Below are 26,633 nucleotides of genomic sequence, written 5' to 3' on the forward strand. Positions count from 1 at the left end.
GAGGGACGTGGAAGCTAGGCTTTCGGGCCGCGGAACTTGGAGAAACCCCGCCACAAGCCGTAGACGGCGCCGCCGACCGTTGCGGCTTTGAGGCCCAGCGTGGCTGCCCTCCGGCCTGATCGGAAGTCATAGACGGGCCAATTGTTCTCGCGCGCATGGCGGCGTAGCTTGGCGTCGGGATTGATGCACACCGGGTGGCCCACCAGAGTGAGCAGCGGGATGTCGTTATGTGAATCGCTGTATGCCCAGCAGCGGTTCAGATCAAGGCCCTGTTCGTCCGCTACGCGCTGTACGGCCACGGCTTTGGCCGGACCGTGCAGGATCTCTCCGACCAATCGGCCTGTATACGCGCCGTCTTCAACCTCGCCCACGGTACCCAGGGCGCCCGTCAGACCGAGACGCGTGGAAATGACGGTGGCGACCTCGATGGGGGTGGCCGTCACAAGCCACACCTTCCGGCCAACACGCAGGTGCTGTTCGGCCAGGGCCTTGGTACCCGGCCAGATCCGGGACTCGATCATCTCGTCGTAGACCTCTTCGCCCAGCTCCCTGATCTCGGACACCTTGATGCCCGCAGCAAGGACCAGCGCGGAATCCCGGACGGAATGGACGTCCTCCATCTTCTCGCCCCGGAGGACAAACTTGAACTGCTTCCAGGCGAATCCCGCAGCTTGGGAGAGGGTGAACGCCTTGCGTTCGTACATCTTCCGTGCAACATGGAAAAGGCTGGCACCCTTCATCAGGGTGTTGTCGACGTCGAAGAATGCAGCTTCGCCGTGCTGCTGCGTTGCGGCCGGCGCGGTGGCCGCAGCGGCGTTCTTCTCGACGGGCATGCCATGAGTCTAGTCAATCGCCCGGCCCCGTGCCGTTCGCGGAGCTGCCGAAGCCTTCCGCGTCGAGTCTTCGGGCCGCGGGCGTCGAGTTGATACCTTTGAAACATGCCAAACCCCGACGTCGTGCTCCTCACCAAAGCTGACTGCCACCTGTGCGCCGCGGCGCGTGACGCCGTCGAACGCGTGACCTCAAGCCTTGGGCTCGGGTGGACAGAACAGTCGATCGACGCCGACCCGACCCTGCGCGAGCGCTATGCCGAGGAGATTCCGGTGGTGTTCGTGGACGGAGTCCAGCGGGATTTCTGGAAGATTGATGAGGCGCGGTTGGTGCGCGTCTTGAAGAAGGCCTTGGCTGCCTGAACATGCATGCAGTGCTTTGTTGGCAATAGAGTGGGAAAACAAAGCGATGCAATGGAGAAGAACGTGACTGCGCTGGAACCGTCCGCCGAAGCAGTACCCGGGGATGCTGTGCCTACGGACAGGGACCCTGCCGCCAAGCAAATACCACCCGCGGCCGTGGCCCGGATGACGCTCTACCTGCGCGCGCTGAATTCCCTGCTGGGCGAAGGAGTGGAACGGGTTTCCTCCGAGGCGTTGGCCGAGGCATCAGGAGTCAGCTCCTCCACTCTCCGCAAGGATCTGTCCTACGTTGGTTCGTATGGAACGCGTGGCGTGGGCTACGAGGTCCAGTATCTGAGCCGGCACATCGCGGCTGCGCTCGGCCTGACCCACGATTGGAAAGTCGCCATTGTGGGCGCCGGTAACCTTGGCAAGGCCTTGGCGCGGTACGGCGGATTCGAGTCGCGCGGTTTTGACGTGGTGGCAATCCTCGACGCAGATCCCATGATCATCGGGAACGAAGTGGGCTGGCTGCGGGTCAGCAATGCCGCGAATCTTGAAGTGGTCCTCAAACGGACCGGCGCAAACATGGTGGTGTTGGCTCTGCCCGCCGCGGTTGCCCAGGACGTCTGCGACCGAGTCATCAATGCGGGAATCCGCAGCATCCTCAGCTTTGCTCCCGTGCTGCTGCAGGTTCCACCCCATGTGAATCTGCGCAAGGTGGACATGGCCACCGAGCTGCAGATCCTTGCGTATCACGCACAACGGGCGCAGACCCCGGGCCAGGCCGTTTAGGCCGGGCCGGGGTCTGCGCCCATTGCTGGTTTCGGGTTCGTGTTGTTCCAGACAGCGAGGCCGGGAACAGAAGCCTAGCGGCCGTATGGCGCCTGGCTGTAAGGATTCGAGAAGGGCTGGGCCTTCCGGAAATACGGTGCTGAGCCCGGCAAGTACAACATCACGATTGCGGCGATGCCCAAGAGGATGGTGATAGTCCCGAGGCCGATCTGGGTCAGGCCGAGGAGGGAAACTGCCGCAAAGACGGTTCCCAGGATGCGGGCCCAGTTCTTGCCCTTACGGACATTGAAGGCAACCAGCGCATAGAGCCCGGCAAAGATGACCGAGAAGACCACCAGGATGGTCACCATGATGTTGATGAAGCTGCTGGTGTCTATGCCTGAAGCGTTGGCTCCCTGCGCCGTCAAAGCCTGGTCGATCATGTTCTTGCCCGCCGGGGAATTCAGCGAAGCGACGACGAACGGGATGCCGATCAGAGTCAGCACACCGGCGGCAATGATGAGCCAGAATGAAATATTGACTAGCTGGGGGATACCGGAGGTCGCCGCGGGCTGCTGGCTTGGCCACGTGACCGGGGCTTGCTGGCCGTACTGTGGGACGGAAGGCTGCCCGTACTGGGGTTGACCCGGTTGCGGGGCTTGCTGGCCGTACTGTGGGACGGAAGGCTGGCCGTACTGCGGGACGGAAGGCTGGCCGTACTGGGGTTGACCCGGTTGCGGGGCTTGCTGGCCGTACTGTGGCTGCTCAGGGGTGGGGTTTTCGCCGGGAGTGGATGGCGGATACGGAGGGGTGCTCATGGCATTCCTTTGCGATTCGACTGCTGATACGGCTGCCGGGTGCAACGTGCCCTGCCCCCAGCTCGGCTTGATTCCACCGTACCCCGGCGGCACTACGCCGTGGCTGATTCACGGGAAGAATTCTCCCGGAATGATGTGGACGGAGCTCCATCGTCATGGTGCGGGGGCAAGGGAAAGCCGCGGGGCCCTTGTGGGACCTGCCGCGGCCTTCGGTGCTAGGCGCTGGGAGCTGCTACGCGAAGTGCCTCTTGGACTCCGGAAGCCACATCAGGACCGCTGCCGCGACGGCTACCGCCGATCCGATGAAGTTGAGATTCAGGGTGATCACTTGGAATAGAAGGGAAAACACCGCTAGCGCGCCCAGGATGGTCAGGACAAGCCGTGCCCAGCGCGAGCCCTCTTTGAGCCGGATGGCAATGAAAATGTAAAGCGCCGCGAAAATCAGGCTGAAAATCAGGCCCACAATTCCTGGGCCCACCATCATTTCTCCGAACAATCCGCGGACCGTGAAGATATTGATGAAACTGGCGACAACACCCAAAGCTGCAGCCGCAACCCACAACCAGTAGGAAACGGTCAGCTGCTGCGGCACGCCTGTAGTGTCCTGAAAGCGCTGTGCGACGTTGTTGAAGTGGAGTCCAAAGGTATTCCGCGCGGGGGCAGGATAGCCAAGTCCGGCGGGCGGGGCAGTGCTCGCGCCGGCCTGGGGCATGCCATAAGCGGGTTGCCCTGGCTGGGGGTAGCCAAGTCCAGGCGCCTGGTAGCCCGGGGCTGGCTGTTGGTAGGAGGGTGGTGCTTGGTATGAAGGGGGTTCCGGGATTCCCTGCGGAGGCTGGTAACCCGCAGGAGGGACATTGCCTGGCTGCGGTGGCTGGGCACCGGGCTGCTGAGGCTGAGGAGCTTCATTTGGGTTACTCATGGCATCACTTTAGACCTGAGGTTTAAGGATTCCTAGGAAATTCTTGGCTAATTCGCCGCTAAGTATCGGGATTTGGCCGAACAATGGGCGGGTGATTCCGCAACAAAAAAATGGCGCCTTCGGGGCTGCACGATGAATTGCGTGCAGCGCCGAAAGCGCCATTCGGGCGAGGAGCCGCGGGTATTAAGCCGCCGGTGCGATAAAGGCCAGTTCGAGGTTGATGACGACCTTGTCGCTGACCAGGACGCCACCGGCTTCGAGCACTGCGTTCCAGGTCAGGCCGAAGTCCTTGCGGCTGATGGTGGTCTCACCGGAGACGCCTGCGCGGGTGTTGCCGAACGGGTCCACCGCTACGCCGTTGAATTCGGTTTCGATGGTCACCTCTTTGCTGACGCCCTTGATGGTCAGATCCCCCACGAGGTCGAAGCCGTCGCCGTTGGCGGTGACGTGGCGGGAAACGAAAGTGATTACCGGGAACTTCTCCACGTCGAAGAAGTCCTCGCCCTTGACGTGGCCGTCGCGGTTGGCGTCGCCCGAGCCGAAGCTGGCGGTCTGGATGGTGGCGGTGATCTTGGAATCGCTCAGGCTGCTACCGAGTTCCAGGGTGGCGTCGGCTTCGGTGAACTGGCCGCGTACCTTGCTGATGCCCGCGTGCCGGACGCTGAAGCCGATCTCGCTGTGGGAGTTATCGAGGGTCCAGACGCCGGCGGTGACGTTTGCGGGAAGAGTCATGGGGTTCTCCTTGGGAAGGTGTGGTCGTAGGTCATCGGGCGTTCGATCAAGCTTAGTTGAAGTGTCAACCGAACCTTGTGCCCAGTATAAACATGCAAATACATCTTTTATTCCACCTAGAGGGAACATTCTGAAGAAACTTTCAGTTCTACGAAACGTAGAAGATTTCAGATCGCCCGCCATCTTTGAGAAACTGGTAAACATGCCCCAAGCAACTGTCCATCTGCTCCGCCATGGCGAGGTCTACAATCCCGACGGCATTCTGTACGGCAGGTTGCCGGAATTCCACCTCTCCGAACGCGGCCGCGAGATGGCCAAGATGCTCGCGGAGCATTTCGCTGCCCGCGCCGCGCAGGGGGCGAACATCGTCCACCTTGTCTCCTCGCCGTTGACCCGCGCGCAGGAAACCGCCCTTCCCACTTCCCAGGCGTTGGACCTCCGGATCCACACGGAACCGCGGATCATCGAGGCCGGGAACCACTTCGAAGGACTCAAAGCCAATATCTCCGAATTCATCAAGCCCAAGCACTGGATCGAGTACCGCAATCCGCTGCGTCCGTCCTGGGGCGAGTCCTACCAGGATCAGGTCACCCGCATGCGTGCCGCCGTCGAAGACGCCCGCCTGAAGGCCATAGAGCTCGGTGGCGACGGCGCGGAAGCCATCCTCGTCAGCCACCAGCTTCCCATCTACGCCACGCGCCTCAGCGCGGAAGGCCGCCGCCTGTGGCACGATCCCCGCAAGCGCGAATGCACCCTGACCTCCCTGACGTCACTGGTGTTCGGCGACGAAGGCAAGATCGTGCGGGTGGAGTACAGCGAACCCGCCGCCGTGCTACTGCCCGGTGCCGCGAGGACCCCCGGAGCATGACAATGGACCGAACAAGCAACAGCAAGGCCACCTCCCGCCGGAGCTTCCTCGCCGTCGGTGGAGTGGCCCTCTCTGCCTTGACCATGGGTTTGTCCGCCTGCGCCCAGGAAGACGCGCTTGCCCAGCAAGCCAAAGCCGGAGACAACAAGAATTACGTCGCCGGGGACGGTTCGGTGACCGAATTCGCCAAAGCAGACCGTAAGTCCGCCGTCGAGCTCAAAGGCACTTTGTTTGACGGAACCGCCGTAGCCCCGAAGGACCTGATCGGCAAGGTCACGGTCCTCAACTTCTGGTTCGCGGCGTGCGCCCCATGCCGGGTCGAGGCTCCGCTCCTTGAAGAACTGCACCAGGAATTCAAGAGCAAAGGCGTCCAGTTCTACGGCGTGAACCTCCGGGACGAGAAGGCGACCGCCGATGCGTTCGACCAGACGTTCAACCTCACGTACCCCAGCTTCAATGACAAGGACGGCGCGGTGCTGCTGTCTGTCTCCGGCATCGTGCCTCCCGGTGCGGTGCCCACCACGCTGGTCCTGGACAAAGAGGGCAAAGTTGCTGCCCGCGTCCTCGGCGAGATCGAGAAGAGCACCCTCAAAGCACTCATCACCACCGCGGTTGCCGAGTAGGTGGCCCGGACAGCGTGAACAGCCCTTTCGCCGAGACCATCCTGAGCGGTTCCTTGCTGCTGGCCATCCCCGTGGCCTTGCTGGCCGGACTCGTGTCCTTCCTGTCGCCGTGCGTCCTGCCTTTGGTACCCGGCTACCTCGGCTACGTGACCGGGCTGACCGGCGTCGACCTCCAGAGGCAGAAGCGCGGGCGCATGCTCGCAGGGATCGGTCTGTTCGTTCTTGGCTTCTCCCTGATTTTCGTGCTGCTTGGTGGTGCCTTCGGCCAACTGGGGACCCTCATCACGGGCCCGCAGAACGCCTGGATCACCCAATTGCTGGGCGTACTGGTGATTATCATGGGCGTCGTCTTCCTGGGCGGCTTCGGCTGGTTGCAGCGTGACGCCAAAATCCATGCCAAGCCCCCTGCCGGACTGTGGGGTGCGCCGTTGTTGGGCATCACCTTCGGGCTGGGCTGGGCACCCTGTATTGGTCCCACCTATTCCGCAGTCCAGTTGCTCAGCCTTTCCGGGGGATCGTCCGCGGCGAAGGGGGCACTTCTGGCGTTTGTCTATAGTCTTGGGCTGGGTATTCCCTTCCTGCTGATCGCCCTCGCAGTCCGCCGGGGGATGGGCGTCATGTCCTTCTTCCGCAAGCACCGCCTGGCTATCCAGCGGATGGGCGGGGGCATTCTGATCCTCCTCGGAGTCCTGATGGCCACAGGAGTGTGGGGCACCTGGGTGACCGGGTTGCAGTACTGGTTCCAAACCGATGTGAAGTTGCCGATCTGATGAGCGAGCCCGTGCAAGGTATAAAGAAGTCCAAGAAGTCAGCCGATAAAGCAATTGACACGGCTAAAGCCGAGGCAGCCCTGCCGGTCCTCGGGATCCTGGGCATGCTCCGCTGGGCCTGGACCCAGCTGACCAGCATGCGTACTGCCCTGTTCCTGCTCCTGCTCCTGGCAGTCGCGGCGGTGCCCGGTTCGCTGTTCCCGCAGCGTCCCGCGAACCCTTCGATCGTGACGCAGTACATCAGCGACCATCCGGACTATGGCAAGCTCCTCGACTCTGTGCAGCTGTACGACGTGTACTCCTCTGCCTGGTTCTCGGCCATCTACATTCTTCTGTTCATTTCCCTGATCGGGTGTGTCACGCCCCGGGCCATCGCCCACTACAAGGCCATGCGCTCGCAGCCGCCGCGGACCCCCAAGCGTCTTTCCCGCCTCCCGGAGTACGGCACGCTGGTGCTGCCCGCCGACGCCGGGATCCCGGCGTCGAAGGCTATTTCGGATGCCGCCGCAGTGCTGAAGAAGCGCGGCTACCGCGTGGAAGTGCGCGACGTCGACGGCGCCATGCCCTCGCTGGGTGCCGAGCGCGGCTTCCTCAAGGAAGTGGGCAACCTCGTCTTCCATGCATCGCTGATCGGGGTGCTGGTTTCGGTGGCCGTCGGCGGACTGTTCGGGTACAGCGGCCAGCGGATCCTGGTGGAAGGCGACACCTTCGTGAACACCTTGGTGGGTTATGACCAATTCAGCCCCGGGACCAACTTCCAGAGCAGCTGGCTCCAGCCGTACTCCATCCAGCTGGACAAGTTCGACGTCCAGTTCGATCGCGAGTCGCCGGCGCACTTCGGCCAGCCCATCGACTTCACGGCGGACGTCACCACCAAGGACACCCCGGATGCGCCCGCCAAGAAGCAGGTCCTCAAGGTGAACGACCCCGTGATGCTGGGCGACACCAGCATCTACCTGACGGGTAATGGCTACGCTCCCGTGGTGACTGTCCGGGACGGCGCCGGCAAGGTCGCCATGCAGGGACCAGTGGTGGCCAAGCTGCAAGGGGACAACTACTACTCTTCGGTAGTCATCAAAGTTCCCGATGCCAAGCCCGATCAGCTCGGTTTCGCAGGATTCTTCCTGCCTACCGCGATGGTGACCGACACGGGTGTCGCCTACAGCGGCGATCCCGAGCTCATCAACCCTCAGTTGAACCTCAACTCGTACTACGGCGATCTCGGCCTGAACAAGGGCACCCCGCAGAACGTGTTCGAGCTCGACGTAGCAAAGCTGACCCCGCTCAATGGCCGCGGCATGGCTGATAAGGCCATCGCACTGGCCCCGGGCGGCACCTACACGCTCCCGAACGGCAAAGGCACTATCACTTTTGACGGCGTCAAGAAGTACGTTGGCGTTGATATCCACCACAACCCGGGCCAAGCCACTGCGCTCGTCTTTGCGCTTTTGGCGGTTGCCGGATTGATTCTCTCGCTCTACCTGAACCGTCGCCGCGTATGGGTCCGCACGGGAACCCACGACGATGGGCGCACAATGGTGGAGTATGGTCTCCTTGCCCGCGGCGAGGACCACAGGCTTGCCGGCGAAGCCGCCGCCATCCGCGAATTGCTGCACCGTGAATGGCTGCTCCCCACGGAACAGTCCACCGACACCGTTTCTTCCTCAACCTCGAAGGACCAGTAATGCTCCCCATCAACGAAACCATGGGCCAGTACAGCGAGCTCTTCATGCTGCTCGCGGCCGGCACCTACGCGGTGGCGTTCATCGCTTTCGCGTGGGACCTCGCCAAGAGCAGCAAAGTGCTGAGGGCAGTGGACCTCAAGGCGGCCTCTTCGGTGGCAGCCGAGGCCAAGGTTCCGGTCGCCGCCGGCCGTGCGGGTGGGAACGACGTCGGGGGACCTGCCGGCCGTACTGAGCGTCCGACGTCGGCGATCACCTCCGTCAGCCAGACCGCCGGCGGTGACATGAAGTATGCCGCCGAGCGCCGCATTCCCGCCCGCGTGGCCGTGGCTGTCGCGATAATCGGCGTGGCGATCCACGGTGCCGGGGTCATCACCCGCGCGATCGGCGCAGGCCGTGTGCCGTGGGGCAACATGTACGAGTTCCTGACCACTGGTGCTTTCCTGGTGGTCGCAGTCTTCCTGCTCTCGCTCATCCGCCGAGACCTGCGTTTCCTGGGCACCTTCGTCCTGGGTCTGGCCGTGATCATGATGACGGCGGCGTCGGTGACTTACTGGACCCCGGTAGGCCACTTGGTTCCGGCGCTGCAAAGCTACTGGCTGGTCATCCACGTCTCCATCGCCGTGATGTCCGCGTCCCTGTTCACCCTGACGTTCGCCATGTCAGCCCTGCAGTTGCTGCAATCGCACCGGCAGAAAACCTTGGCGGCCGGCGGCGTGGACAAGCTGGGCTTCATGCGGCTCGTCCCGAACGCGCTGAGCTTGGAGAACCTGTCCTACCGCATCAACACCGTGGGATTCGTGGGCTGGACCTTCACCCTCATGTTCGGCGCCATCTGGGCCGAGAAAGCCTGGGGCCGTTTCTGGGGTTGGGACACCAAGGAAGTCTGGACCTTCGTGATCTGGGTGGTTTACGCCGGCTACCTGCACGCGCGCGCCACCCGCGGCTGGACGGGAACCCGCGCGGCTTGGCTGTCCATTGCGGGCTACCTGTGCGTGATCTTCAACTTCACCGTGGTCAACGTGTTCTTCAACGGCTTGCACTCATACTCGGGGCTCCCGCAGTAGCTCGGGGCGGGGTCCGCACCATTCCTGACCCTTATTGAATTAACGACGACGGCGACACTCCGCACAGGCGGGCGTGTCGCCGTCGTTCGCGTTTCAAAAGAGGTCAGGAACGGTGTGTCAGGTGTTGACGTCACCGCTGTCTTCGGCGTTGGAACCACCCTTGAGTTTGCGTGCCTTGGCTTCGAGTTCGGCCTTGAGCTTCTTTAGCCGTTCGGCTTCGGCCTGGTTCCGGCGGCGGATTTCCAGGTTGCGGAGGAAATCGGGGTCGTCGTCGGGAGCGATGGGGTGGCTCGCCGGCTGCGGGGTGGGGCGGATGGTGTAGGGGCGGCCAATCAGGAACCAGAGAAGCGCGCCAAGCACGGGCAGCAGGATCATCACGATTATCCAAGCGGTTTTGGAGATCCCCCGTGTGGTGCGCCGATCCGTGCGGATGACGTCCACCAGCCCATAGACGAAGACGAGCAAGACGGCGACAACTACAACAACGCGGAGCATACCGTCAAGTCTAGTCGCCGTAGAGTTCCGCGATAGCTGTCCGTTCAGAGTGCAATCAGGCTGGGACGCTAAACTTGATTCGTGGCTTTCCTCAAATACTCCCTGATCCGACTTGCGCTCTTCGTCCCGCTCTTCATCATCTTCGCTTTGCTGCAGACGGGTTTGTTGCTTGCGGCACTTTTCGCGGGCCTCATCGCGTTCGCTATCAGCTACCTGTTTTTCAAGAAGCAGCGCGACGCCGCCACGGCATCCATGCGTGAGCGTTTCTCCGGCCGCGCCAAGCCCATCCGCTCCGCATTGGAAATTGAAGATGCCGAGGTCGAGGACCGTCTGGTGGATGAAAACCCCGCGGTTGCTGTCGAGAACGATCGGCGCCCCAAGGAAGCCTAGAGGCTTAAAGCTGCAGGAGCGTCGGGCCGAAACGCGACATATGTGAGCGAGCGTCGGGGGAGGACGCTCGCTCACCTCATATGAACGAGCGTTAGAAGCCGTGGCTCAGTATCAGGCCCAGCGAGAACAAGACGCTATAGCCAAGATTGATCAAGCCGGTCTGCTTCAGCACCGGGATAAGGCTCTTGCGCTTCCGTCCGTTGACCATGAGCCATGCCGGCATGAGGCAGGCCGGGATCAGCAGCAATACGATCAGCATCCACGGTCTGGTCGGTGCAAGCACCACAACCAGCAGGATGGCGACTGCCAACATCAGGACGTAGCTCTCACGGGCATGCCGGTCGCCAAGCCGCACCGCCAGGGTCCGCTTGCCGGCCACCATGTCGGTCGGGATATCCCGTACGTTGTTGGCCATCAGCAGGGCGCAGGCGATCAATCCTGTTCCAATGGCGCCGATAACCGCCGGAAGACTCACTTGTCCGGCCTGCGTGTAGGTGGTACCCAAGGTTGCCACCAGTCCAAAGAAGACAAAGACAAACAAGTCACCCAGGCCCATGTAGCCATACGGATTCTTGCCGCCGGTGTAACCCCACGCGGCGAGTACGCAGCCGATGCCCACCAGGAGCAGCCACCAGGTCTGCGTCATGATTACCAGGACCAAGCCGAACATCATGGCGAGGCCGAACGCGCCGAATGCCGCCCACTTGACATGGTTTGGGCGTGCCGCGCCGGAACCTACCAGTCGGAGCGGACCCACCCGGTCCTGATCGGTGCCACGGATGCCGTCTGAGTAATCGTTGGCGTAGTTGACCCCGATCTGCAGCAGCAGCGCCACAAGGGCAGCGAGGATGGCATTCAAGATCCGGAAAGACTGCAGCTCGTAGGCGGCCGCTGTGCCGATCAGCACTGGCGCGATGGCCGCCGGCAGGGTGCGCAAGCGGGCGCCTTGAATCCATTGTGCAGCTGTTGCCACGTTCAGTACCTCGTGTTGTTTCGCATTGGGGGGAAGGCAAATGATGATCAGGGGGCTATGTCTATTCTCCCTGATGCACCTCGGTGAGCAGCTCGATCATCGCCAGCCTGTCCGGCTTTCCATTGGGGAGCATGATGAGCCCGTCCGTGGTCAGCACCGTTTTGGGAGCGAGGGCCCCCAGGGATTCCTGGCAGCGGGCCTTGTAGTCCTCAATGCTTTCCGCGGAGCTGTCCTCGACGGCAACATATGCTGCCACCGCCTGGCCCCACTCCCGGGAGGGGACCCCGGCCACGAAAGCCGCCGTCACGCCGTCGAACTTTTCGAGCTCAGCTTGGATGAATGCGGCGGAGGCTTTGACACCGCCCGTGATGATGACGTCGTCGGCCCGTCCCAGCACGGTGAGTGTACCGTCGCCTGCGAGCTCCCCGAGATCGTTGGTGCGGTACCAACGGGTGCCGTCCTCGTCGAAGAACGCCTCGGCAGTCGCCTCCGGCGCGTCCAGATAACCGGAAGCCACGGTGTCGCCGCCCAGGAGGACCCGGCCGTCGTCGTCGAGCCGGACGCTGACACCGTCCAGCGGCCTTCCGTCGTATACGCAACCGCCGCACGTCTCGGCCGAGCCATAGGTGGTCACCACCTTCACCCCGGCCTCCCTGGCGGCGTCCAGCAGCGCGGCGGGTGCCGGCGCCCCGCCCAGGAGGATGGCGTTGAAGCGGCGGAGGGCCGCGAGGGTTTCCGCGGAGGGCGAGTCCAGGAGGCGCTGCAACTGGGTGGGCACCAAGGACGTGAAGCGGACGGTGTCCGTCAGCTCCCCGGCGGCGGCAGTGAAGGCCTCCGGAGTGAAGCCGTTCGAGAGGTCCATGGCCCATGGACGCGTTCCGGCGAAAAGGGAACGGACCAACACCTGGACCCCGGCAACGAATTGCAACGGCAAGGCAAGGAGCCATTGTCCCTCGCCCCGGAGCGCCATCGCCGTGGCCATGGAGGAAGCCGCGAGCTGATCGACCGTGAGCACTGTGGCCTTGGGCGTTCCGGTGGAGCCCGAGGTGCGGACCACCACTGCGGCGTCCTCGAAACCGGGCGTTTCGACCGCGACGGCACGCGGGGTGCCGTCCTCCGCAGCGACGATTCCGACGGCGGGACCCTCCCCGTGGAGGGCGGCGGCCAAGGCCTTGAGAACGGGATCGATGTTCACGGGCGAGTCCTAGAAGTAGTAAGGGAAGGCGGACCAGTCCGGATCGCGCTTCTCAAGGAAGGCTTCCTTGCCCTCCACGGCCTCGTCCGTCATGTAGGCCAGGCGGGTGGCTTCACCCGCGAAGACTTGCTGGCCGGCCAGGCCGTCGTCGGCCAAGTTGAAGGCGAACTTGAGCATGCGGATGGCCTGCGGGGATTGGCGGGCTATATCCGCGGCATACTCCAGGGCAACTTCCTCCAGGCGCTCATGGTCCACGGCCTCATTCACGGCACCCATTCTGACCATGTCCTCCGCGGAATACTCGCGGGCCAGGAAGAAGATCTCGCGGGCGGCTTTCTGCCCGATCTGGCGGGCCAGAAGCGCAGAGCCGTATCCGGCGTCGAAACTTCCCACGGTAGCGTCGGTCTGCTTGAACTTGCCGTGCTGGCGCGAGGCAATGGTGAGGTCCGAGACGACGTGCAGCGAGTGCCCGCCGCCAGCTGCCCAGCCGTTCACGACGGCGATGACCACCTTGGGCATGGTCCGCATGAGCCGCTGGACTTCCAGGATGTGCAGGCGGCCGGCCCGGGCGGGGTCGACGCTCTCCTGGGTCTCGCCGTCAGCATAGCGATACCCGTCCCTGCCGCGGATCCGCTGGTCGCCGCCGGAACAGAAGGAATGGCCGCCATCCTTGGGGGACGGACCATTGCCGGTGAGGAGCACCGTGGCGACATCCGGGGTCATGCGGGCGTGGTCCATGGCGCGGTAGAGCTCGTCAACTGTGCCGGGCCGGAAGGCGTTACGGACTTCCGGGCGGTTGAAGGCAATCCGGACTGTGGGGAGGTCCTTCGTGACTTTCCCGTCTGCGTCCCGCTCCACCTGCCTGTGGTACGTCATGTCCTGGAAATCGTCGAAACCGGACACAGTGCGCCAGCGCGATGGGTCAAAGACGTCGGATACCTTGGCTGGGAAGTCGTTGCTCACCCTCCGAGTGTAGTAATCCGCTCAGCTTATGCAGAACTCGTTGCCTTCGGGAGCGGCCATGGTGTGCCATTCGTGGGGGCCTTGCTTGGCGGTCCAGAGGTATTTCGCGCCCCGGGCTTCCAACGCGGCGCGGACCCAGTCCTTGTCCTGGCCGTTGAGGCGTACGTCCCAGTGGACGCGGTTCTTGACGGTCTTGTCTTCCTTGGCGGCCTGGAACAGGAAGCGCCTGCGGGTGTTCCTTGTCCTGGTCCTCCGACGGGCCAATAGCGGCGCCGTCCTTCCACACGAGTTTGCCCTGGTGGGTCATGGTTTCAGCCTCCGCGGCGAAGCCTTGATCGATCATGGAACGGATGAACGCTTCGTCCTGGGGTTCCACTATCCAGTCGAGCGTTTCGGCCCACCAATCGGCGAGGACAGTTCCGGTCCGGGGCGCCCAACTAGCTCGCATTTGTTGTCGCTATGGGCCCTCATAATGACAACAAATGCGAGCTAGTTGGGGCGGGGCGGGTGGTTATCCGCCCAGCAGTTGCGGCGGGATGGCATAGATCAGCAGGACGGCCAAGAGATTCTTGGCTGCATGGACGAAATAGGAGAACATTACGTTCTTTCCCGTCCAGACGTAGACAGCCACCAGGACGACGCCCATTCCGAGGTACGGAACCAGCGCGGGAAGGACCAGGCCTTCACGCCCCACCACGTGGATGGCGGCGAAGCACAGCACGGACAAGACGCAGCAGAGCCAAACATTAACGTGCCGGGACAGCTTGCCGATGAGCAAGTGCCGGAAAAGGTATTCCTCCACAAAAGGACCGAGCACCACCAGCAACGGCACCACGAACCATACCGGCAGCTGCTGGACCAGCGACTGGAGGCCCAGTTGGTTCTGCGATTCCTTGACGGAGCCGGTAACTGTCACGAGAACTGCAGTGAGCACCAGCATCGCAACGATCGATAAGGGAATCATGGCTAGCGTGAACCACGGACGCGTGGCCAAAATCAGGAGGTCGCGGCGAATGACGCGCCTCGCAGCCGTAACCGCGACCAGGCCGACCGACGCGTAGAAAGCGAGGTTGATCGCGAAGACGGCCGTAGCGGGGTCGGGGAAGATCTGCTCCGCCATGGCTGTCACAGGGGCCGTCGCGAGGCTCAGAACAGCCGCCAGCGCCACATATAGTCCGAAAGCCGCAGCGTCCAGGCCCGTGAAACGGTACAGCCTGCCGGCCGGCGGAATAGTGCCCATGTGTCCAGCGTAGCGTCCCTCTTTGTTGCCCGCGTCACCCTCCGTCGAATTCACCGGGTAAGATGGATTTGCCGGATTTACCTTCGACGCTTCCATGATCTCGCCACTGATTCGACTTGCCAACAGGCCAAAATCTCGAATTGTCTGTGCCGATGCACGTGAAGCCATGGCCGGCGTCTCCTTCAACCCACAAGGAAAAACTGTGCCTCAAAACACGACAACCGACCTTCAGCGCGCCCCAGGAAACTTGGCCGCGCCCAGTATCGCTGCCGCTTCCGACAACCTCAGCGCCGAGGGCTACCAGAAGACCTTGAGCCGCCGCCACGTCACGATGATCGCGATGGGCGGCGCGATCGGCGTCGGCCTCTTCATGGGTGCGGGTGGACGCCTGGCCTCCACCGGGCCCGCCCTGATTTTCTCCTACGCCATTGCCGGCGTCATCGCTTACCTGCTGATGCGGGCGCTCGGCGAACTGATCATGTACCGCCAGACCTCCGGCTCCTTTGTCAGCTACGCCGGCGAAATGTTCGGCAAGAAGGGCGCCTTCCTTTCCGGCTGGATGTACTTCATCAACTGGGCCATGACGGGCATCGCCGAACTCATCGCCATCGGCCTGTACTTCCAGTTCTTCTTCCCGAACGTCCCCGTTGAACTGTCCGCCATCGCTGCGCTGGTGCTGCTGGTTGCCGTCAACCTGTTCAGCGTCAAGGCCTTCGGCGAGTTCGAATTCTGGGCTTCCTGCCTCAAGGTCGCCGCGATCCTGACCTTCCTGGCCGTGGGCACCTTCATGGTGGTCACCAACGCACAGGTCGGCACTGGCCACGCTTCCGTGGGCAACCTCTTCGCTGCCGACGGCGGCATGTTCCCCAAGGGCGGACTGGTGATGATCCTGGTCCTGAACGCCGTGATCTTCGCCTACAACGCCATCGAACTGGTCGGCATTACGGCCGGCGAGATGCAGAACCCGGAACGCGAAGTGCCCAAGGCGATTCGCGCCGTCGTGATCCGCATTGTGGTGTTCTACGTCGGTTCCGTCACGCTCCTGGCGATGCTCCTGCCCTCGGACCAGTACCACGCAGGCACCTCCCCGTTCGTCACGGTGTTTGGCCAGATGGGCCTGCCGTGGATGGGCGACGTCATGAACATGATCGTCATCACCGCTGCGCTGTCCTCATGCAACTCGGGCCTTTACTCGATCGGCCGCATCTTCCGCACCATGGCCAACAATGGACATGCCCCCAAGTGGCTCACCAAGATGTCCACCCGCCACGTGCCCTACGCCGCCATCCTGGCCATCGGCGCCGTGTACCTCACGGGCATCGTGCTCAACATGTGGTTGGGCGGCTCCCATGCTTTCGACCTCGCGCTGAACACCGCCTCGATCGGTGTCATCTTCACCTGGGGTTCCATCTTCGCCAGCCAGATTGCGCTGCGCAAGAAGAAGGGCAACGTCTCCAGCCTGCCCATGCCGGGTTCCCCATGGACCAGCTGGGTTGGTCTGGTGGCACTCCTGGCCATCACCGTGCTGATTGGTATGGACACTATGACGGACAAGGCCACGGGTGAGGTGTTCCCCCTGGGTATCTGGACCCTCGCGACCATCCCGTTCTTCGCCTTGGTGCTGTGGCTCGGCTGGCAGAAGATCAAGAACAACGAGCCCAAGAGCCACCTCTTCAGCTAGTCCCCTTCAGGTGCTTCGCGAAGTGCTCCTCGATCCGCTGCCATGCCTCAGGCGCGGCGGCCGGATCGGGTTTGATGCCCATGACCCGCATCAGGGGCCGTAGCGGCCGGGGTCCCACAGGAACGTCGTTCATGAAGGCGTGGCCCGCCGTCGGGAATTCCTTGATGTCGTGCTCGATCCCAAGGTTAGTGAGCGCGGCTTCCAGCTTCGCGGCCGCTCCCCGCAGGGTCCGGTCCTTCGCACCGTAGTTGGCCACCACCGGACATGCGCCTTCCAGGGCCTGCTCCAGGTCGCGCGGCAATTGCCCGTAGTTCACGGAAGCGGCGTCGAAGTCGTCGGGGGCCGCGAGCAGGGCGAATGCGCCTCCCATGCAGAACCCGATGACCCCCACTTTTCCGGTGCACCTGGGGTCGCTGCGGAGCCGGGAGCGTGCCGTGGACAAGTCGGTGAATGCCCGGCCGGCGCCGGACATGAGGGATCGCATGGTCGCTACGAGGCAGCGCCTTGCTCCGCCGTCGCTGTAGAGGTCGACGGCGAGGGTCAAGTAGCCGGCTTCGGCGAGCCGGTCCGCGTGGCGACGCATCACGTCGTCGAGCCCGAAGGCCTCATGAACGAGCACGACGCCGGGAAACGGCCCCTCGCCGGCGGGCTCCGCAAGGTACCCCCGCAGGGTACGCGAGCCCCCGGCTGCCACACTCTCCGTGCTCAAATCGACGTGCGCCATGGGTGGAAGCCTTTCATTGGCAGATCGGATCGCGGGCGTAGGCCTAGTGTTTGCCATCCCGGCAGTCCGCGCAAGTGTCATTGTCTGCGGTTTGTCGGCTGGCGCCGTTAGGCTCGATGCATGGACCACAGCACCACTCTCAGCCAGCACATTATCGCCATCCAGATGCTCACGGAGGCGATCTGATGGCGGCATCCAAGGTGGTGGCGCCCCGGATTTCCCCCATTAGGCTCGACGAACTCCGGGACGAGCCTGCCCCGGATTTCCAGCGCGGCGAACGGTACGACGGCGTCCGGCTCACCCGCGCGGTGGCGGACGGGGCGGAGCTGAGCGGATCGGACTTCATCGAGTGCGAATTCAACGGGGTCTCCTTCAACGAGGCCCAGCTGCGGGGTGCGACCTTCCGTGACTGCATCCTGAACGAGCCCTACGCGCCCGTATTCAACGCTGCGCGCACCTCGTGGCGCGAGGTGGCGATCAGCAATCCGCGTTGGGGATCCGCGGAGATGTATGAGGGCACCTGGCATTCGGTAAAGATCGACGGCGGCAAGCTGGACTTCCTGAACCTGCGTGGATCCAAACTGACGGATGTCGTGATCACGGGGTGCATCATCAACGAGCTCGACCTCGGGGCCTGCACTGCGACGCGGATGGTGCTCAAGGACTGCACCATTGGCACCCTGGATGTCACAGGGGCGAAGTTCAAGGATGTGGACCTGCGTGGCTCGGATTTCCGGATGGTCAATGGACTGGGCGGTTTGTCCGGCGTGGTCATCGATGATTACCAGCTCAGCCTGATGGCCCCGCTTTTGGCCGGTCATCTGGGTATTCGGGTGATCTGAGTGAGGCGACGGTACCGCCACGTGGCAGTCCACCGTGTGCCAGTTGGCGGCTGGGTGGTTGACCCCATGGCGGCGCCGTGTAATCTTTATAGAACGAACGGTCGGTAAATTATTCACCGGCCCCGCTCCCTTCGCGAAGGATGTTCTCATGGTCGAGGCTTTTCTTGTTGGCGGTGCCCGCACCCCTGTAGGCCGGTACGGCGGCGCACTCTCCGCTGTCCGGCCCGATGACCTGGCAGCCCTCGTGATCCGCGAGGCCGTGGCCCGCGCCGGCGTCGATCCCGACGCCATCGACGAAGTCATCCTGGGCAACGCCAACGGCGCTGGCGAGGAAAACCGCAACGTCGCCCGCATGGCCACCCTTCTCGCGGGACTGCCCCTCCACATCCCCGGCATCACGGTCAACCGCCTCTGCGCCTCAGGAATGAGCGCCATCACCATGGCCAGCCATATGATCAAGGCGGGCGCTGCGGACATCGTGGTGGCGGGCGGCGTCGAATCGATGAGCCGGGCCCCATGGGTGCAGGAGAAGCCCTCCGCAGCCTTCGCCAAGCCGGGCCAAATCTTCGACACCTCCATCGGCTGGCGCTTCGCGAACCCGCTTTTCACCAAGGGCGAGCTCTCCCGGGGCGGAAAGATGACCTACTCCATGCCGGAAACGGCTGAGGAAGTCGCCCGCGTGGATGGCATCTCCCGCGAAGAGGCCGACGCGTTCGCGGTCCGCTCGCACCAACGCGCGCTGGCGGCCATCGCCGGTGGCCGCTTCAAGGACGAAATCGTTCCGGTCACAGTGAAGACCCGCAAGGGCGAAACTGTCGTGGACACCGATGAGGGCCCCCGCGAAGGGACTACTGCGGAAGTCCTCGCCGGCCTCCGTCCCGTGGTTGCCGGGGGCTCCGTTGTCACGGCCGGCAACTCCTCCTCGCTCAACGACGGCGCCTCCGCCATCATCGTCGCTTCGGAGGCCGCCATCGAGAAGTTCGGACTCACCCCGAGGGCACGCATCATCGACGGCGGTTCGGCCGGTTGCGAGCCGGAAATCATGGGCATCGGCCCGGTTCCGGCCACCCAGAAAATCCTGGGCCGTTCGGGGCTCACCGTCGGTGACCTCGGCACCGTCGAACTCAACGAAGCTTTCGCGACGCAATCGCTCGCGAGCATGCGGCGTTTGGGCTTGGATCCGGACATTGTGAACAACGACGGCGGCGCGATCTCCCTGGGGCACCCGCTGGGTTCCAGCGGCTCGCGTATCGTCATTACCTTGCTGGGGCGCATGGAACGCGAGCTCGCCGGTAGCGCGCAGGCTCGGAAGATAGGCCTCGCAACGATGTGCATCGGCGTCGGACAAGGTGCTGCCATCCTCTTGGAAGGCATGTAATGGCACTGAACTCCGAAGGATTCGGAACCCTGCTCATCGAGGAACGCGAAGACCGGGTCACGGTGCTCCTTAACCGGCCCGAGGTCCGCAATGCGATCGACCAACAGATGGTGGACGAGCTCCATCTGGTGTGTGATTACCTTGAACGCGAGCCGAAGATCCTGATTATCGCCGGCGTCGATGGTGTCTTTGCCTCCGGCGCGGACATCGGCCAGCTGAGGGAACGCCGCCGTGACGATGCCCTGCGCGGGATCAATTCGACCATCTTCGTCCGAATCGCGAAGCTGCCGATGCCCGTCATCGCGGCCTTGGACGGTTATTGCCTCGGAGGCGGTGCCGAACTCGCCTACGCCGCGGACTTTCGCATTGGCACCCCTAGCGTGCGGATCGGCAACCCGGAAACCGGGCTGGGCATCATGGCCGCGGCCGGAGCCACTTGGCGACTCAAGGAACTCGTGGGAGAACCGATCGCCAAGGAAATCCTCTTGGCCGGGGCTGTCCTCCGGGCTGAGGAAGCCCTCCGCATCAACCTCATCACCCAGATCCACGAAGCTCCACTGTTGATGGAAGCTGCCCACAGCCTTGCGGATAGGATCGGACGGCAGGATCCCCTTGCCGTGAGGATCACCAAGTCGGTGTTTCACGCACCGGCCGGGGCACATCCCGTGATCGACACCTTGGCACAGGGCATGCTCTTCGAATCGCAAGCCAAGTTCGACCGCATGCAGGCGTTCCTGGACAAGAAAAACGACAAGCAGAGCAGCGACAACCCAGACAGGACCCGGAAATGACAGCAGCTCCCTCCATCCCACATGTCGTTGGTGTCCTCGGCGGTGGCCGCATGGGTGCCGGGATCGCCCACGCGTTCCTGATCAAGGGCGCCACGGTAGTGGTCGTCGAGCGAGACCACGAATCCGCCGCCGGTGCGCAAGATCGGGTCGCTGACGCCGTGGCCAAGTCCGCTGCCCGCGGTGCGCTAAGCGAACCGGCAGAGGAAGTGCTGTCCCGGTTCAGCACGTCCACCGACTACGGTTCCTTCGTCCATTGCGGGCTGGTGGTGGAAGCCGTACCTGAGGACTACAAGCTCAAGGTTGCAGCCCTCAAAGCCGTGGAGGAGCATCTCTCCGCCGATGCCTTCCTGGCTTCCAACACCTCGTCCCTTTCCGTGACAGGCTTGGCTTCGCAGCTCAGGAGGCCTGCCAACTTCGTGGGCCTGCACTTCTTCAACCCGGTTCCGGCTTCCACGCTCATCGAGGTTGTCCTCGCCAAGGAGACCTCGGCCGAGCTCGCTGCCACGGCGAAAAGGTGGACCGAGGCACTCGGCAAGACCGCCGTCGTCGTCCATGACGCCCCTGGCTTTGCGTCCTCGCGGCTGGGCGTCGCGATCGCTCTGGAGGCGATGCGTATGGTCGAAGAGGGGGTTGCTTCGGCTGAGGACATCGACGCCGCCATGGTGCTCGGTTACAAGCACCCCACCGGACCGCTCAAGACCACGGACATCGTGGGCTTGGACGTGCGGCTCGGCATTGCCGAATACTTGCAGTCGACGCTGGGGGAGCGCTTTGCACCTCCGCAGATTCTCCGCGACAAGGTTGCCCGCGGCGAACTGGGACGCAAGACCGGCAAGGGATTCTTCGACTGGACTGAGTGAGTTCTTACGCCCCCCGGGCCCCGGGCCCAACTAGCTCGCATTTGTTGTCGTTCTCAGGCCTCATAACGACATTAAATGCCAGCTACTTGGGGTTCCAACCGCGGTCCAGGAGCGCCGCGCGGACTTTTGCGACGGCGGATCGTGCGTCGTTCGCCATATGGCGTTTGGAGATTCTCACCAGTTGCCAGCCCGCGCGACTGAAATCCTCTTCGCGGGCGATATCCCGGACGATCTGGGCGGGCTCGGAATGCGTTGCGCCGTCGTATTCGACTGCCACACGGTGTTCGGGATAGCCCAGATCCGGTTGACGCACGACGCCGGCGCTTAGTTCGGTGACCGCGTTTAGTTGGGGTTCGGGCAAGCCGCCCCGTTCAAGCGCCAGCCGGAGCCGCGTTTCGGGGGCGGAGTCTGAGCCGATCCGTGCCTGTTCGAGAGCCAGGCGCGCTTTCCGGATGCCTGGCGTACCCTTGTGCCGATCCAGCATCTCGGCCAGTTGTTCACGTGTCCCGTGTGATTCTGTGCGCCCTTCGAGCTCGGGCCGTGGGAACCGCAGCAAATGGTCCGCCACAACAGTCAGCTCATCGATACTCATTTTCCTGGAAACATCCAGCCAGGTCCGGGCGCGGGTGGTGATCAGAAGCCCGTCAACGCTCGTGATTTCGTCGTCGAAGAACTGTCCCACATGTCCCACCACTCCGGTTCGGCGAGGAATGGCCATGGTGTCCGGGCGTGACAGGTGGATGCGTGGATCGTCGCCACCCGGAAGGAACCCAGGGAACCGCCATAGCGAGAAGGCCGTGGCGTGGGATGCTGCGGAAAATTCGGTCACCACGGTGAAGGGCCGGATGACCAGCGGCAAACTGACGTCCTTTGCCTGCCCTTCGACCAGGGCGGCCTCCGGAATCCTGATGCCGCGGCTTGGCGAGTGCAGCGATGGGTGCCTCAACCGCCGGTGGCTTACACCGGCGTCGGCCGCTTCTTGACAGGTGAACGGGGCAACCGCCAGCGGCGCTGGCAGGGATTGCGGGGTCCTCATCGCCCCATCGTTGCAAATCGAGTCAGGCCATTTTGAGTTATCCACAGGCATACCCCCCGGACCCCCAACTAACTCGCATTTGTTGTCGTTTTGACGCCTCAAAGCGACAACAAATGCGAGTTAGTTGGGTCAGCTAGGCTAACCGGGTGACTCTCATTGCCCCCGTGACCCTGGACGGTCGCTTCGTAACCCTGGAGCCATTGAGCCCTGAACACCACGACGGCTTGGTGGATGCCGCCAAAGACGGCGAGCTGTGGAAGCTCTGGTATACCTCGGTCCCGACGCCCGAAGGCATGGCCGCTGAGATCAAACGACGCCTCGCGCTGCAGGTCCAGGGATCCATGGTCCCGTTCGCCACCCGGTTGAAGGCGAACGGCAAGCTCATCGGTATGACCACGTACATGAACATCGACCCCGCTACCCCGCGCGTCGAGATCGGCTCCACTTGGAATGCCGCCTCCGCACACGGCAGCGGCAGCAATGCCGATTCCAAGCTGCTGCTCCTCCGCCATGCTTTCGAAACCCTCGGCTGCCCCGCCGTCGAATTCCGTACGCACTGGCTCAACCACCAGTCGCGCCATGCCATCGCCCGGCTGGGCGCCAAGCAAGACGGTGTGCTCCGGAACCACTCCCGGACTGCGGACGGAGTGCTGCGCGACACCGTGGTGTTCTCCATCCTCGAACACGAATGGCCCGCAGTACGTACCGGCCTCGAGTTCCGGCTGGCGTCCCGCCTCCCCAACTAGCTGGCAGTTGTTGTCGTTATGAGGGCCCAGAACGACAACAACTGCTAGTCAGTTGGGTTGGCCGGAGGGAAGTGGAGGCGTCCCCTCGTGCGGCTACACTTTTGAAGGCGGCCGGTGAAAGTCGGCCTGAGCCACATCCATTCTTCGGAAGCAGCCCCCTTATGGTCGAACAACTGATGGCTTTTGTGCTGACCTGCGTCGTCGTGGTCCTCGTCCCGGGTCCTGATTTTGCCCTTGTACTGAAGAACGCACCCCGCGGGCCCGGAGCAGCGGCGAGGACTGCACTCGGAATCATGGTCGGCAACACGATCCTTGCCCTTCTCGCCGTGCTGGGCGTCACGGCTCTCTTGGGAGCGTCGGAAGTAATCGGAAACGTCATCAGGATCTCCGGCGCTGCGTATTTGCTCTATCTGGGGACCCGCGCATTGCTGGAGGCGTTCGGCCGTTCCCACAGTAAACCCACGGCTTCGGCGCCCAGGTTTGGATTCCAAGGGCACTCACCATTTCTGCAAGGAATGGTGAGCAACCTGCTCAACCCCAAGGTCGCGGTGTTCTATCTGTCCCTTTTCCCTCAGTTCAATCTTGCACCGCTTCCCCCACTAGGGCAGCACGCGTTGATGGCGGGCATCTTCCTCCTCACCGCGTTGGCTTGGTACTTCGTGCTGGTCCATGCGCTCAGGAAGATCTCCACGGCACTGGCCCGTCCCCGCGTGAATCGGATCATCACCGGTGGATCCGGGACAGTCCTGATCGGTGTCGGCGGGACCATCCTGAGCAAATCCCTGGCCTCCGCCTAACGGTCGGGTAGGCGGGAGCACGGCTTACTTCGCCTTCACTCACACCTGCTCGTGTGGTTAGCTGTCCGGTATGGATGGGACCTCGACCGACCCCCAGCAGCTGGGCATCCATTGGGACGGCGCAGTGAACGCCTGGCACATCGCTGGGTGCCTGTACCGGATGGGCCGGCGGGAATGGCTCACCGATGCAGGATGGCAGCAAATGTACGACGCCGGCATCCGCACTGTGATCGACTTGCGCACCGTGAGTGAGGGGCAGCCAAGGGAAGCCGATCCCGTGGTTTCCGCGGAGGTAACCTCGCGTATCCAGATCGTCCATTGCCCCACCGAGGACCCGTCGAACGAAGAGTTCACTGCCCTCTTCGGCCCTTACCTGAGAGATCCTGCGCACTACGCCGACTATGTCCGGCTCTTCGCGGTTAAGCTCGCGACGGTCTTCAGAGCCATCGCCGCGGCACCCGGCGGAGTGGTGGTCCATTGCGCGGCGGGACGGGATCGGAGTGGAATCATCGCAGTCATCCTGCAGAATCTCGCCGGCGCCAGTGACGAGGAGATCATACGCGGCTACCAGCAGGGGATGCGGGGAATCAACGAGCGCCACCGCCACCATCGGGCGCCGCATGCCCACGATGCCTACTTGGAAGAAGATGCGCTGGAAGCCGTGTTGGCCTCGCGCAGCGCAAGCCTGCTGGAATTCGCGCACTCGCTGGATGCCGGCGCCTTCCTGACCGCGCATGGCGTCACCGAGGCCGAAGTCGCCGCCATTTGTACCAAACTCGGAAGCCGAACGGACTAGCGTGCGGCACGGTGAGTCGCGGAATTCCGGCGCGAAAGTGCGGCAAACAGGGTCAGGAAGGGCGCGGTCCGAGGAGGCGTCTAGTGTGCAGATCCGAGCTCTCATGTATTCTGGGGATATTACCGAACGGCCGGTCAGTAAATTGTGGCCGTTCAGTCCATTTCGTGCCCGTGCCTTGGAAGGACCCGTCGACGATGACCAGTACCGCAGTCGCTCCGGAAGCCACAACTGTTGAAACCGTGCCCAGTTTCGTCCAGGGCCAGTGGTGGACCCCCAGCGCCGACGCCTCAGCCGGGGTGCCGGTCCGTGACGCCAGCACAGGAGAAGTCCTGGCCAACGTGAGCACCGACGGACTGGACCTTGCCGCCGTCGTCGATTACGGCCGCACGGTGGGCCAGCGAGAACTGGGGAAGCTCACCTTCCACCAGCGCGCCCTCAAGCTCAAGGAGCTTGCGCAGTACCTCAACGGCCGGCGGGAAGAGCTGTATGCGTCCTCCTCGCAGACCGGCGCCACCAAGATCGACAACATGATCGACATCGATGGCGGCATCGGCGTGCTCTTCACCTTCGGATCCAAGGGCCGCCGTGAACTGCCCAACTCGCAGGTTGTAGTGGACGGTCCCATGGAGGTTCTTTCCAAGGATGGTTCGTTCGCCGGCGAACACATTTATACCCGCATTCCCGGCGTCGCCGTCCAGATCAACGCCTTCAACTTCCCGGTATGGGGCATGCTCGAGAAGTTCGCGCCCGCCTTCCTGGCCGGCGTGCCCACCATCGCCAAACCGGCGACTCCAACGGGTTACGTTGCTGCGGCCGCGGTCAAGGCCATCGTGGAGTCCGGGATCCTGCCGGACGGCTCGTTGCAGCTCATTTCGGGGTCCGCGCGCACCTTGTTGGACCACCTCGACTACCGCGACATTCTCGCCTTCACCGGTTCCGCTTCCACCGCCAACTCGCTGAAGTCCCACGTCAACGTGGTCCAGGGCGGCGTCCGATTCACCTCGGAAACCGACTCCCTCAACGCCGCCATCCTGGGGCCCGACGCCGTGCCCGGAACCCCCGAGTTCGACGCCTTCATCAAGTCGGTCGTCACCGAAATGACGGTCAAGGCCGGGCAGAAGTGCACCTCGATTCGCCGCACCATCGTGCCGCAGGACTTGGTGTCCGACGTCGTCTCCGCCATCGGCGCGCGGGTTGACGAGCGCGTCGTGCTGGGTGACCCCCGCGCGGAGGGCGTCACGATGGGTGCCCTCGCGTCCCTTGAACAGCTGGCCGACGTTCGCGCCGCGGTGCAATCCATGCTCGACGCCGGTGGCGAACTTGCGTACGGGACGCTCGATTCGCCGTCGGTCACCTCGCTGGACGGAACCGTGGGGGTCGTGGAGGGTGGAGCGTTCATGTCGCCGGTCGTGCTGAGCTGGGCTGACGTGGACTCGGACGCTGTCCACTCGCTGGAGGCCTTTGGTCCGGTATCGTCCGTGATCGGGTACTCGGACCTCGACGACGCCGTCCGCCTCGCCGCCCGCGGTGGCGGATCCCTGGTGGCTTCCGTATGCACTAATGACCCCGCTGTTGCACGCGAATTGGTGACCGGAATCGCGGCGCACCACGGACGCGTCCTCATGCTCAACCGCGAGGACGCCCGATCGTCAACCGGGCATGGTTCGCCCGTGCCGCATCTGGTTCACGGCGGTCCAGGCCGCGCCGGTGGTGGCGAGGAACTCGGTGGTATCCGCTCCGTCATGCACCACATGCAGCGCACCGCCATCCAGGGTTCGCCGAACATGCTCACTGCGGTGACCGGCGTCTGGCACACCGGCGCGGACCGCAACTTCACCGTGGAGACGGAAGGAACGCACCCGTTCCGCAAGTCGCTTGCTACTTTGCGTATCGGTGACGCAGTGCGGTCCGAACTCCGACAGGTCACGCTGGACGACATCACTGCCTTCGCCAACTCCACCGGGGACACCTTCTACGCCCACACCAACCAAGAAGCGGCCGAAGCCAACCCGTTCTTCCCCGGAATCGTCGCGCACGGGTACCTCCTGCTGAGCTGGGCGGCCGGACTCTTCGTGGAACCCGCTCCGGGCCCCGTCCTGGCCAACTACGGCCTGGAAAACCTGCGCTTCATCACTCCGGTGGCCGCAGGGGATTCGATCCGCGTCACGCTCACGGCCAAGAAGATCACCCCGCGCGAAACCGACGAATACGGCGAAGTAGCCTGGGATGCCGTCCTCACTAACCAGAACGACGAGATCGTAGCCACCTACGACGTCCTGACCCTCGTGGAGAAGTAACGCT

Annotated in this window: 28 protein-coding genes and 1 pseudogene; 17 read left to right on the plus strand and 12 right to left on the minus strand. The window is 63.3% G+C overall.

Annotation, left to right across the window (positions count from 1 at the left end; genetic code table 11):
- Positions 1-14: 14 nt before the first annotated feature.
- Positions 15-833: an HAD family hydrolase gene (locus ABD884_RS01775; protein ID WP_345034916.1), complete on the minus strand. Its 819-nt coding sequence runs from the start codon at positions 831-833 to the stop codon at positions 15-17.
- A gap of 105 nt (positions 834-938) precedes the next feature.
- On the opposite strand from ABD884_RS01775, the gene ABD884_RS01780 reads away from it, so the two are divergent.
- Positions 939-1,193, plus strand: coding sequence for a glutaredoxin family protein (locus tag ABD884_RS01780; RefSeq protein WP_028265351.1), 255 nt, complete (start codon positions 939-941; stop codon positions 1,191-1,193).
- A 51-nt stretch (positions 1,194-1,244) separates the two neighbouring features.
- Positions 1,245-1,967, plus strand: coding sequence for a redox-sensing transcriptional repressor Rex (locus tag ABD884_RS01785; RefSeq protein WP_035741354.1), 723 nt, complete (start codon positions 1,245-1,247; stop codon positions 1,965-1,967).
- A 74-nt stretch (positions 1,968-2,041) separates the two neighbouring features.
- On the opposite strand, the gene ABD884_RS01790 is transcribed toward ABD884_RS01785, so the two are convergent.
- The 3 genes from ABD884_RS01790 to ABD884_RS01800 all read right to left on the minus strand — a co-directional run bounded on the left by ABD884_RS01790 (position 2,042) and on the right by ABD884_RS01800 (position 4,415).
- The gene (locus ABD884_RS01790) at positions 2,042-2,764 is read right to left on the minus strand and encodes a hypothetical protein (RefSeq protein WP_345034926.1); all 723 of its coding nucleotides are present in this window, start codon (positions 2,762-2,764) and stop codon (positions 2,042-2,044) included.
- Positions 2,765-2,996: 232 nt separating this feature from the next.
- Positions 2,997-3,683: a hypothetical protein gene (locus ABD884_RS01795; RefSeq protein WP_345034928.1), complete on the minus strand. Its 687-nt coding sequence runs from the start codon at positions 3,681-3,683 to the stop codon at positions 2,997-2,999.
- A gap of 183 nt (positions 3,684-3,866) precedes the next feature.
- The gene (locus ABD884_RS01800) at positions 3,867-4,415 is read right to left on the minus strand and encodes a YceI family protein (protein ID WP_345034935.1); all 549 of its coding nucleotides are present in this window, start codon (positions 4,413-4,415) and stop codon (positions 3,867-3,869) included.
- Between the two features lie 202 nt (positions 4,416-4,617).
- Between ABD884_RS01800 and ABD884_RS01805 the strand changes: the two genes are divergently transcribed.
- The 5 genes from ABD884_RS01805 to ccsB are packed head-to-tail and all read left to right on the plus strand — an operon-like array spanning position 4,618 to position 9,425.
- Complete coding sequence (locus ABD884_RS01805; RefSeq protein ID WP_345034940.1) at positions 4,618-5,283, plus strand: histidine phosphatase family protein; 666 nt, start codon at positions 4,618-4,620, stop codon at positions 5,281-5,283.
- Positions 5,284-5,285: 2 nt separating this feature from the next.
- Complete coding sequence (locus ABD884_RS01810) at positions 5,286-5,906, plus strand: TlpA family protein disulfide reductase (RefSeq protein ID WP_345054378.1); 621 nt, start codon at positions 5,286-5,288, stop codon at positions 5,904-5,906.
- Positions 5,907-5,920: 14 nt separating this feature from the next.
- Positions 5,921-6,676, plus strand: coding sequence for a cytochrome c biogenesis CcdA family protein (locus tag ABD884_RS01815; protein WP_345034943.1), 756 nt, complete (start codon positions 5,921-5,923; stop codon positions 6,674-6,676).
- Positions 6,676-8,361 carry a cytochrome c biogenesis protein ResB gene (gene resB, locus ABD884_RS01820; protein WP_028265343.1) on the plus strand — a complete coding sequence of 562 codons (1,686 nt, stop codon included), beginning with the start codon at positions 6,676-6,678 and terminating at the stop codon, positions 8,359-8,361. The genes ABD884_RS01815 and resB overlap by 1 nt, the downstream gene beginning before the upstream one ends.
- Positions 8,361-9,425 (plus strand): c-type cytochrome biogenesis protein CcsB, encoded by a 1,065-nt coding sequence (ccsB, locus tag ABD884_RS01825; protein ID WP_028265342.1) that lies wholly within the window; start codon positions 8,361-8,363, stop codon positions 9,423-9,425. The genes resB and ccsB overlap by 1 nt, the downstream gene beginning before the upstream one ends.
- A gap of 117 nt (positions 9,426-9,542) precedes the next feature.
- Here the strand turns inward: ccsB and ABD884_RS01830 are convergent, their stop codons facing one another.
- Positions 9,543-9,920: a PLD nuclease N-terminal domain-containing protein gene (locus ABD884_RS01830; protein WP_028265341.1), complete on the minus strand. Its 378-nt coding sequence runs from the start codon at positions 9,918-9,920 to the stop codon at positions 9,543-9,545.
- An 81-nt stretch (positions 9,921-10,001) separates the two neighbouring features.
- Here ABD884_RS01830 and ABD884_RS01835 point away from each other — a divergent pair, with 81 nt between their 5' ends.
- Positions 10,002-10,310, plus strand: coding sequence for a DUF4229 domain-containing protein (locus ABD884_RS01835; protein WP_345034956.1), 309 nt, complete (start codon positions 10,002-10,004; stop codon positions 10,308-10,310).
- Between the two features lie 91 nt (positions 10,311-10,401).
- Here ABD884_RS01835 and ABD884_RS01840 read toward each other — a convergent pair whose 3' ends face one another.
- The 5 genes and pseudogenes from ABD884_RS01840 to ABD884_RS01860 all read right to left on the minus strand — a co-directional run bounded on the left by ABD884_RS01840 (position 10,402) and on the right by ABD884_RS01860 (position 14,681).
- Entirely contained in the window at positions 10,402-11,283 is an 882-nt protein-coding gene (locus ABD884_RS01840) for a 1,4-dihydroxy-2-naphthoate polyprenyltransferase (RefSeq protein ID WP_345034962.1), read from the minus strand.
- 61 nt (positions 11,284-11,344) lie between these two features.
- Positions 11,345-12,478 (minus strand): AMP-binding protein, encoded by a 1,134-nt coding sequence (locus ABD884_RS01845; protein WP_345034968.1) that lies wholly within the window; start codon positions 12,476-12,478, stop codon positions 11,345-11,347.
- 9 nt (positions 12,479-12,487) lie between these two features.
- Positions 12,488-13,441 (minus strand): 1,4-dihydroxy-2-naphthoyl-CoA synthase, encoded by a 954-nt coding sequence (locus tag ABD884_RS01850; RefSeq protein ID WP_345034972.1) that lies wholly within the window; start codon positions 13,439-13,441, stop codon positions 12,488-12,490.
- A gap of 21 nt (positions 13,442-13,462) precedes the next feature.
- Positions 13,463-13,889, minus strand: a pseudogene (locus ABD884_RS01855) (VOC family protein).
- Between the two features lie 63 nt (positions 13,890-13,952).
- Positions 13,953-14,681: a CPBP family intramembrane glutamic endopeptidase gene (locus ABD884_RS01860; protein ID WP_345054381.1), complete on the minus strand. Its 729-nt coding sequence runs from the start codon at positions 14,679-14,681 to the stop codon at positions 13,953-13,955.
- 202 nt (positions 14,682-14,883) lie between these two features.
- Between ABD884_RS01860 and ABD884_RS01865 the strand changes: the two genes are divergently transcribed.
- Positions 14,884-16,362: an amino acid permease gene (locus tag ABD884_RS01865; RefSeq protein WP_345034978.1), complete on the plus strand. Its 1,479-nt coding sequence runs from the start codon at positions 14,884-14,886 to the stop codon at positions 16,360-16,362.
- Here ABD884_RS01865 and ABD884_RS01870 read toward each other — a convergent pair.
- On the minus strand, positions 16,355-17,086 hold the full coding sequence (locus ABD884_RS01870) for a dienelactone hydrolase family protein (RefSeq protein ID WP_345034980.1): 732 nt from the start codon (positions 17,084-17,086) through the stop codon (positions 16,355-16,357). The two genes, ABD884_RS01865 and ABD884_RS01870, sit on opposite strands and share 8 nt — an antisense overlap.
- A gap of 185 nt (positions 17,087-17,271) precedes the next feature.
- Between ABD884_RS01870 and ABD884_RS01875 the strand changes: the two genes are divergently transcribed.
- The 4 genes from ABD884_RS01875 (at position 17,272) to ABD884_RS01890 (ending at position 20,957) form a co-directional block, all read left to right on the plus strand.
- Entirely contained in the window at positions 17,272-17,928 is a 657-nt protein-coding gene (locus tag ABD884_RS01875) for a pentapeptide repeat-containing protein (RefSeq protein WP_345034984.1), read from the plus strand.
- Between the two features lie 148 nt (positions 17,929-18,076).
- Positions 18,077-19,306: a thiolase family protein gene (locus tag ABD884_RS01880; protein ID WP_345034990.1), complete on the plus strand. Its 1,230-nt coding sequence runs from the start codon at positions 18,077-18,079 to the stop codon at positions 19,304-19,306.
- Entirely contained in the window at positions 19,306-20,097 is a 792-nt protein-coding gene (locus tag ABD884_RS01885) for an enoyl-CoA hydratase/isomerase family protein (protein ID WP_345034994.1), read from the plus strand. The genes ABD884_RS01880 and ABD884_RS01885 overlap by 1 nt, the downstream gene beginning before the upstream one ends.
- A complete protein-coding gene (locus ABD884_RS01890; protein ID WP_345034998.1) occupies positions 20,094-20,957 on the plus strand; it encodes a 3-hydroxyacyl-CoA dehydrogenase family protein in 864 nt (287 codons plus the stop codon). The genes ABD884_RS01885 and ABD884_RS01890 overlap by 4 nt, the downstream gene beginning before the upstream one ends.
- A gap of 82 nt (positions 20,958-21,039) precedes the next feature.
- On the opposite strand, the gene ABD884_RS01895 is transcribed toward ABD884_RS01890, so the two are convergent.
- Positions 21,040-21,993, minus strand: coding sequence for an endonuclease domain-containing protein (locus tag ABD884_RS01895; protein WP_345035001.1), 954 nt, complete (start codon positions 21,991-21,993; stop codon positions 21,040-21,042).
- Between the two features lie 146 nt (positions 21,994-22,139).
- On the opposite strand from ABD884_RS01895, the gene ABD884_RS01900 reads away from it, so the two are divergent.
- The 4 genes from ABD884_RS01900 (at position 22,140) to paaZ (ending at position 26,629) form a co-directional block, all read left to right on the plus strand.
- A complete protein-coding gene (locus ABD884_RS01900; protein ID WP_345035007.1) occupies positions 22,140-22,739 on the plus strand; it encodes a GNAT family N-acetyltransferase in 600 nt (199 codons plus the stop codon).
- A 161-nt stretch (positions 22,740-22,900) separates the two neighbouring features.
- The gene (locus tag ABD884_RS01905) at positions 22,901-23,536 is read left to right on the plus strand and encodes a LysE family translocator (protein ID WP_345035010.1); all 636 of its coding nucleotides are present in this window, start codon (positions 22,901-22,903) and stop codon (positions 23,534-23,536) included.
- A gap of 70 nt (positions 23,537-23,606) precedes the next feature.
- Complete coding sequence (locus ABD884_RS01910) at positions 23,607-24,332, plus strand: tyrosine-protein phosphatase (RefSeq protein WP_345035015.1); 726 nt, start codon at positions 23,607-23,609, stop codon at positions 24,330-24,332.
- Positions 24,333-24,526: 194 nt separating this feature from the next.
- The gene (paaZ, locus tag ABD884_RS01915; RefSeq protein WP_345035020.1) at positions 24,527-26,629 is read left to right on the plus strand and encodes a phenylacetic acid degradation bifunctional protein PaaZ; all 2,103 of its coding nucleotides are present in this window, start codon (positions 24,527-24,529) and stop codon (positions 26,627-26,629) included.
- Positions 26,630-26,633: the final 4 nt, after the last annotated feature.

Origin of the sequence: Arthrobacter methylotrophus (assembly GCF_039539965.1) — a bacterium.
GTDB lineage: Bacteria > Actinomycetota > Actinomycetes > Actinomycetales > Micrococcaceae > Arthrobacter > Arthrobacter methylotrophus.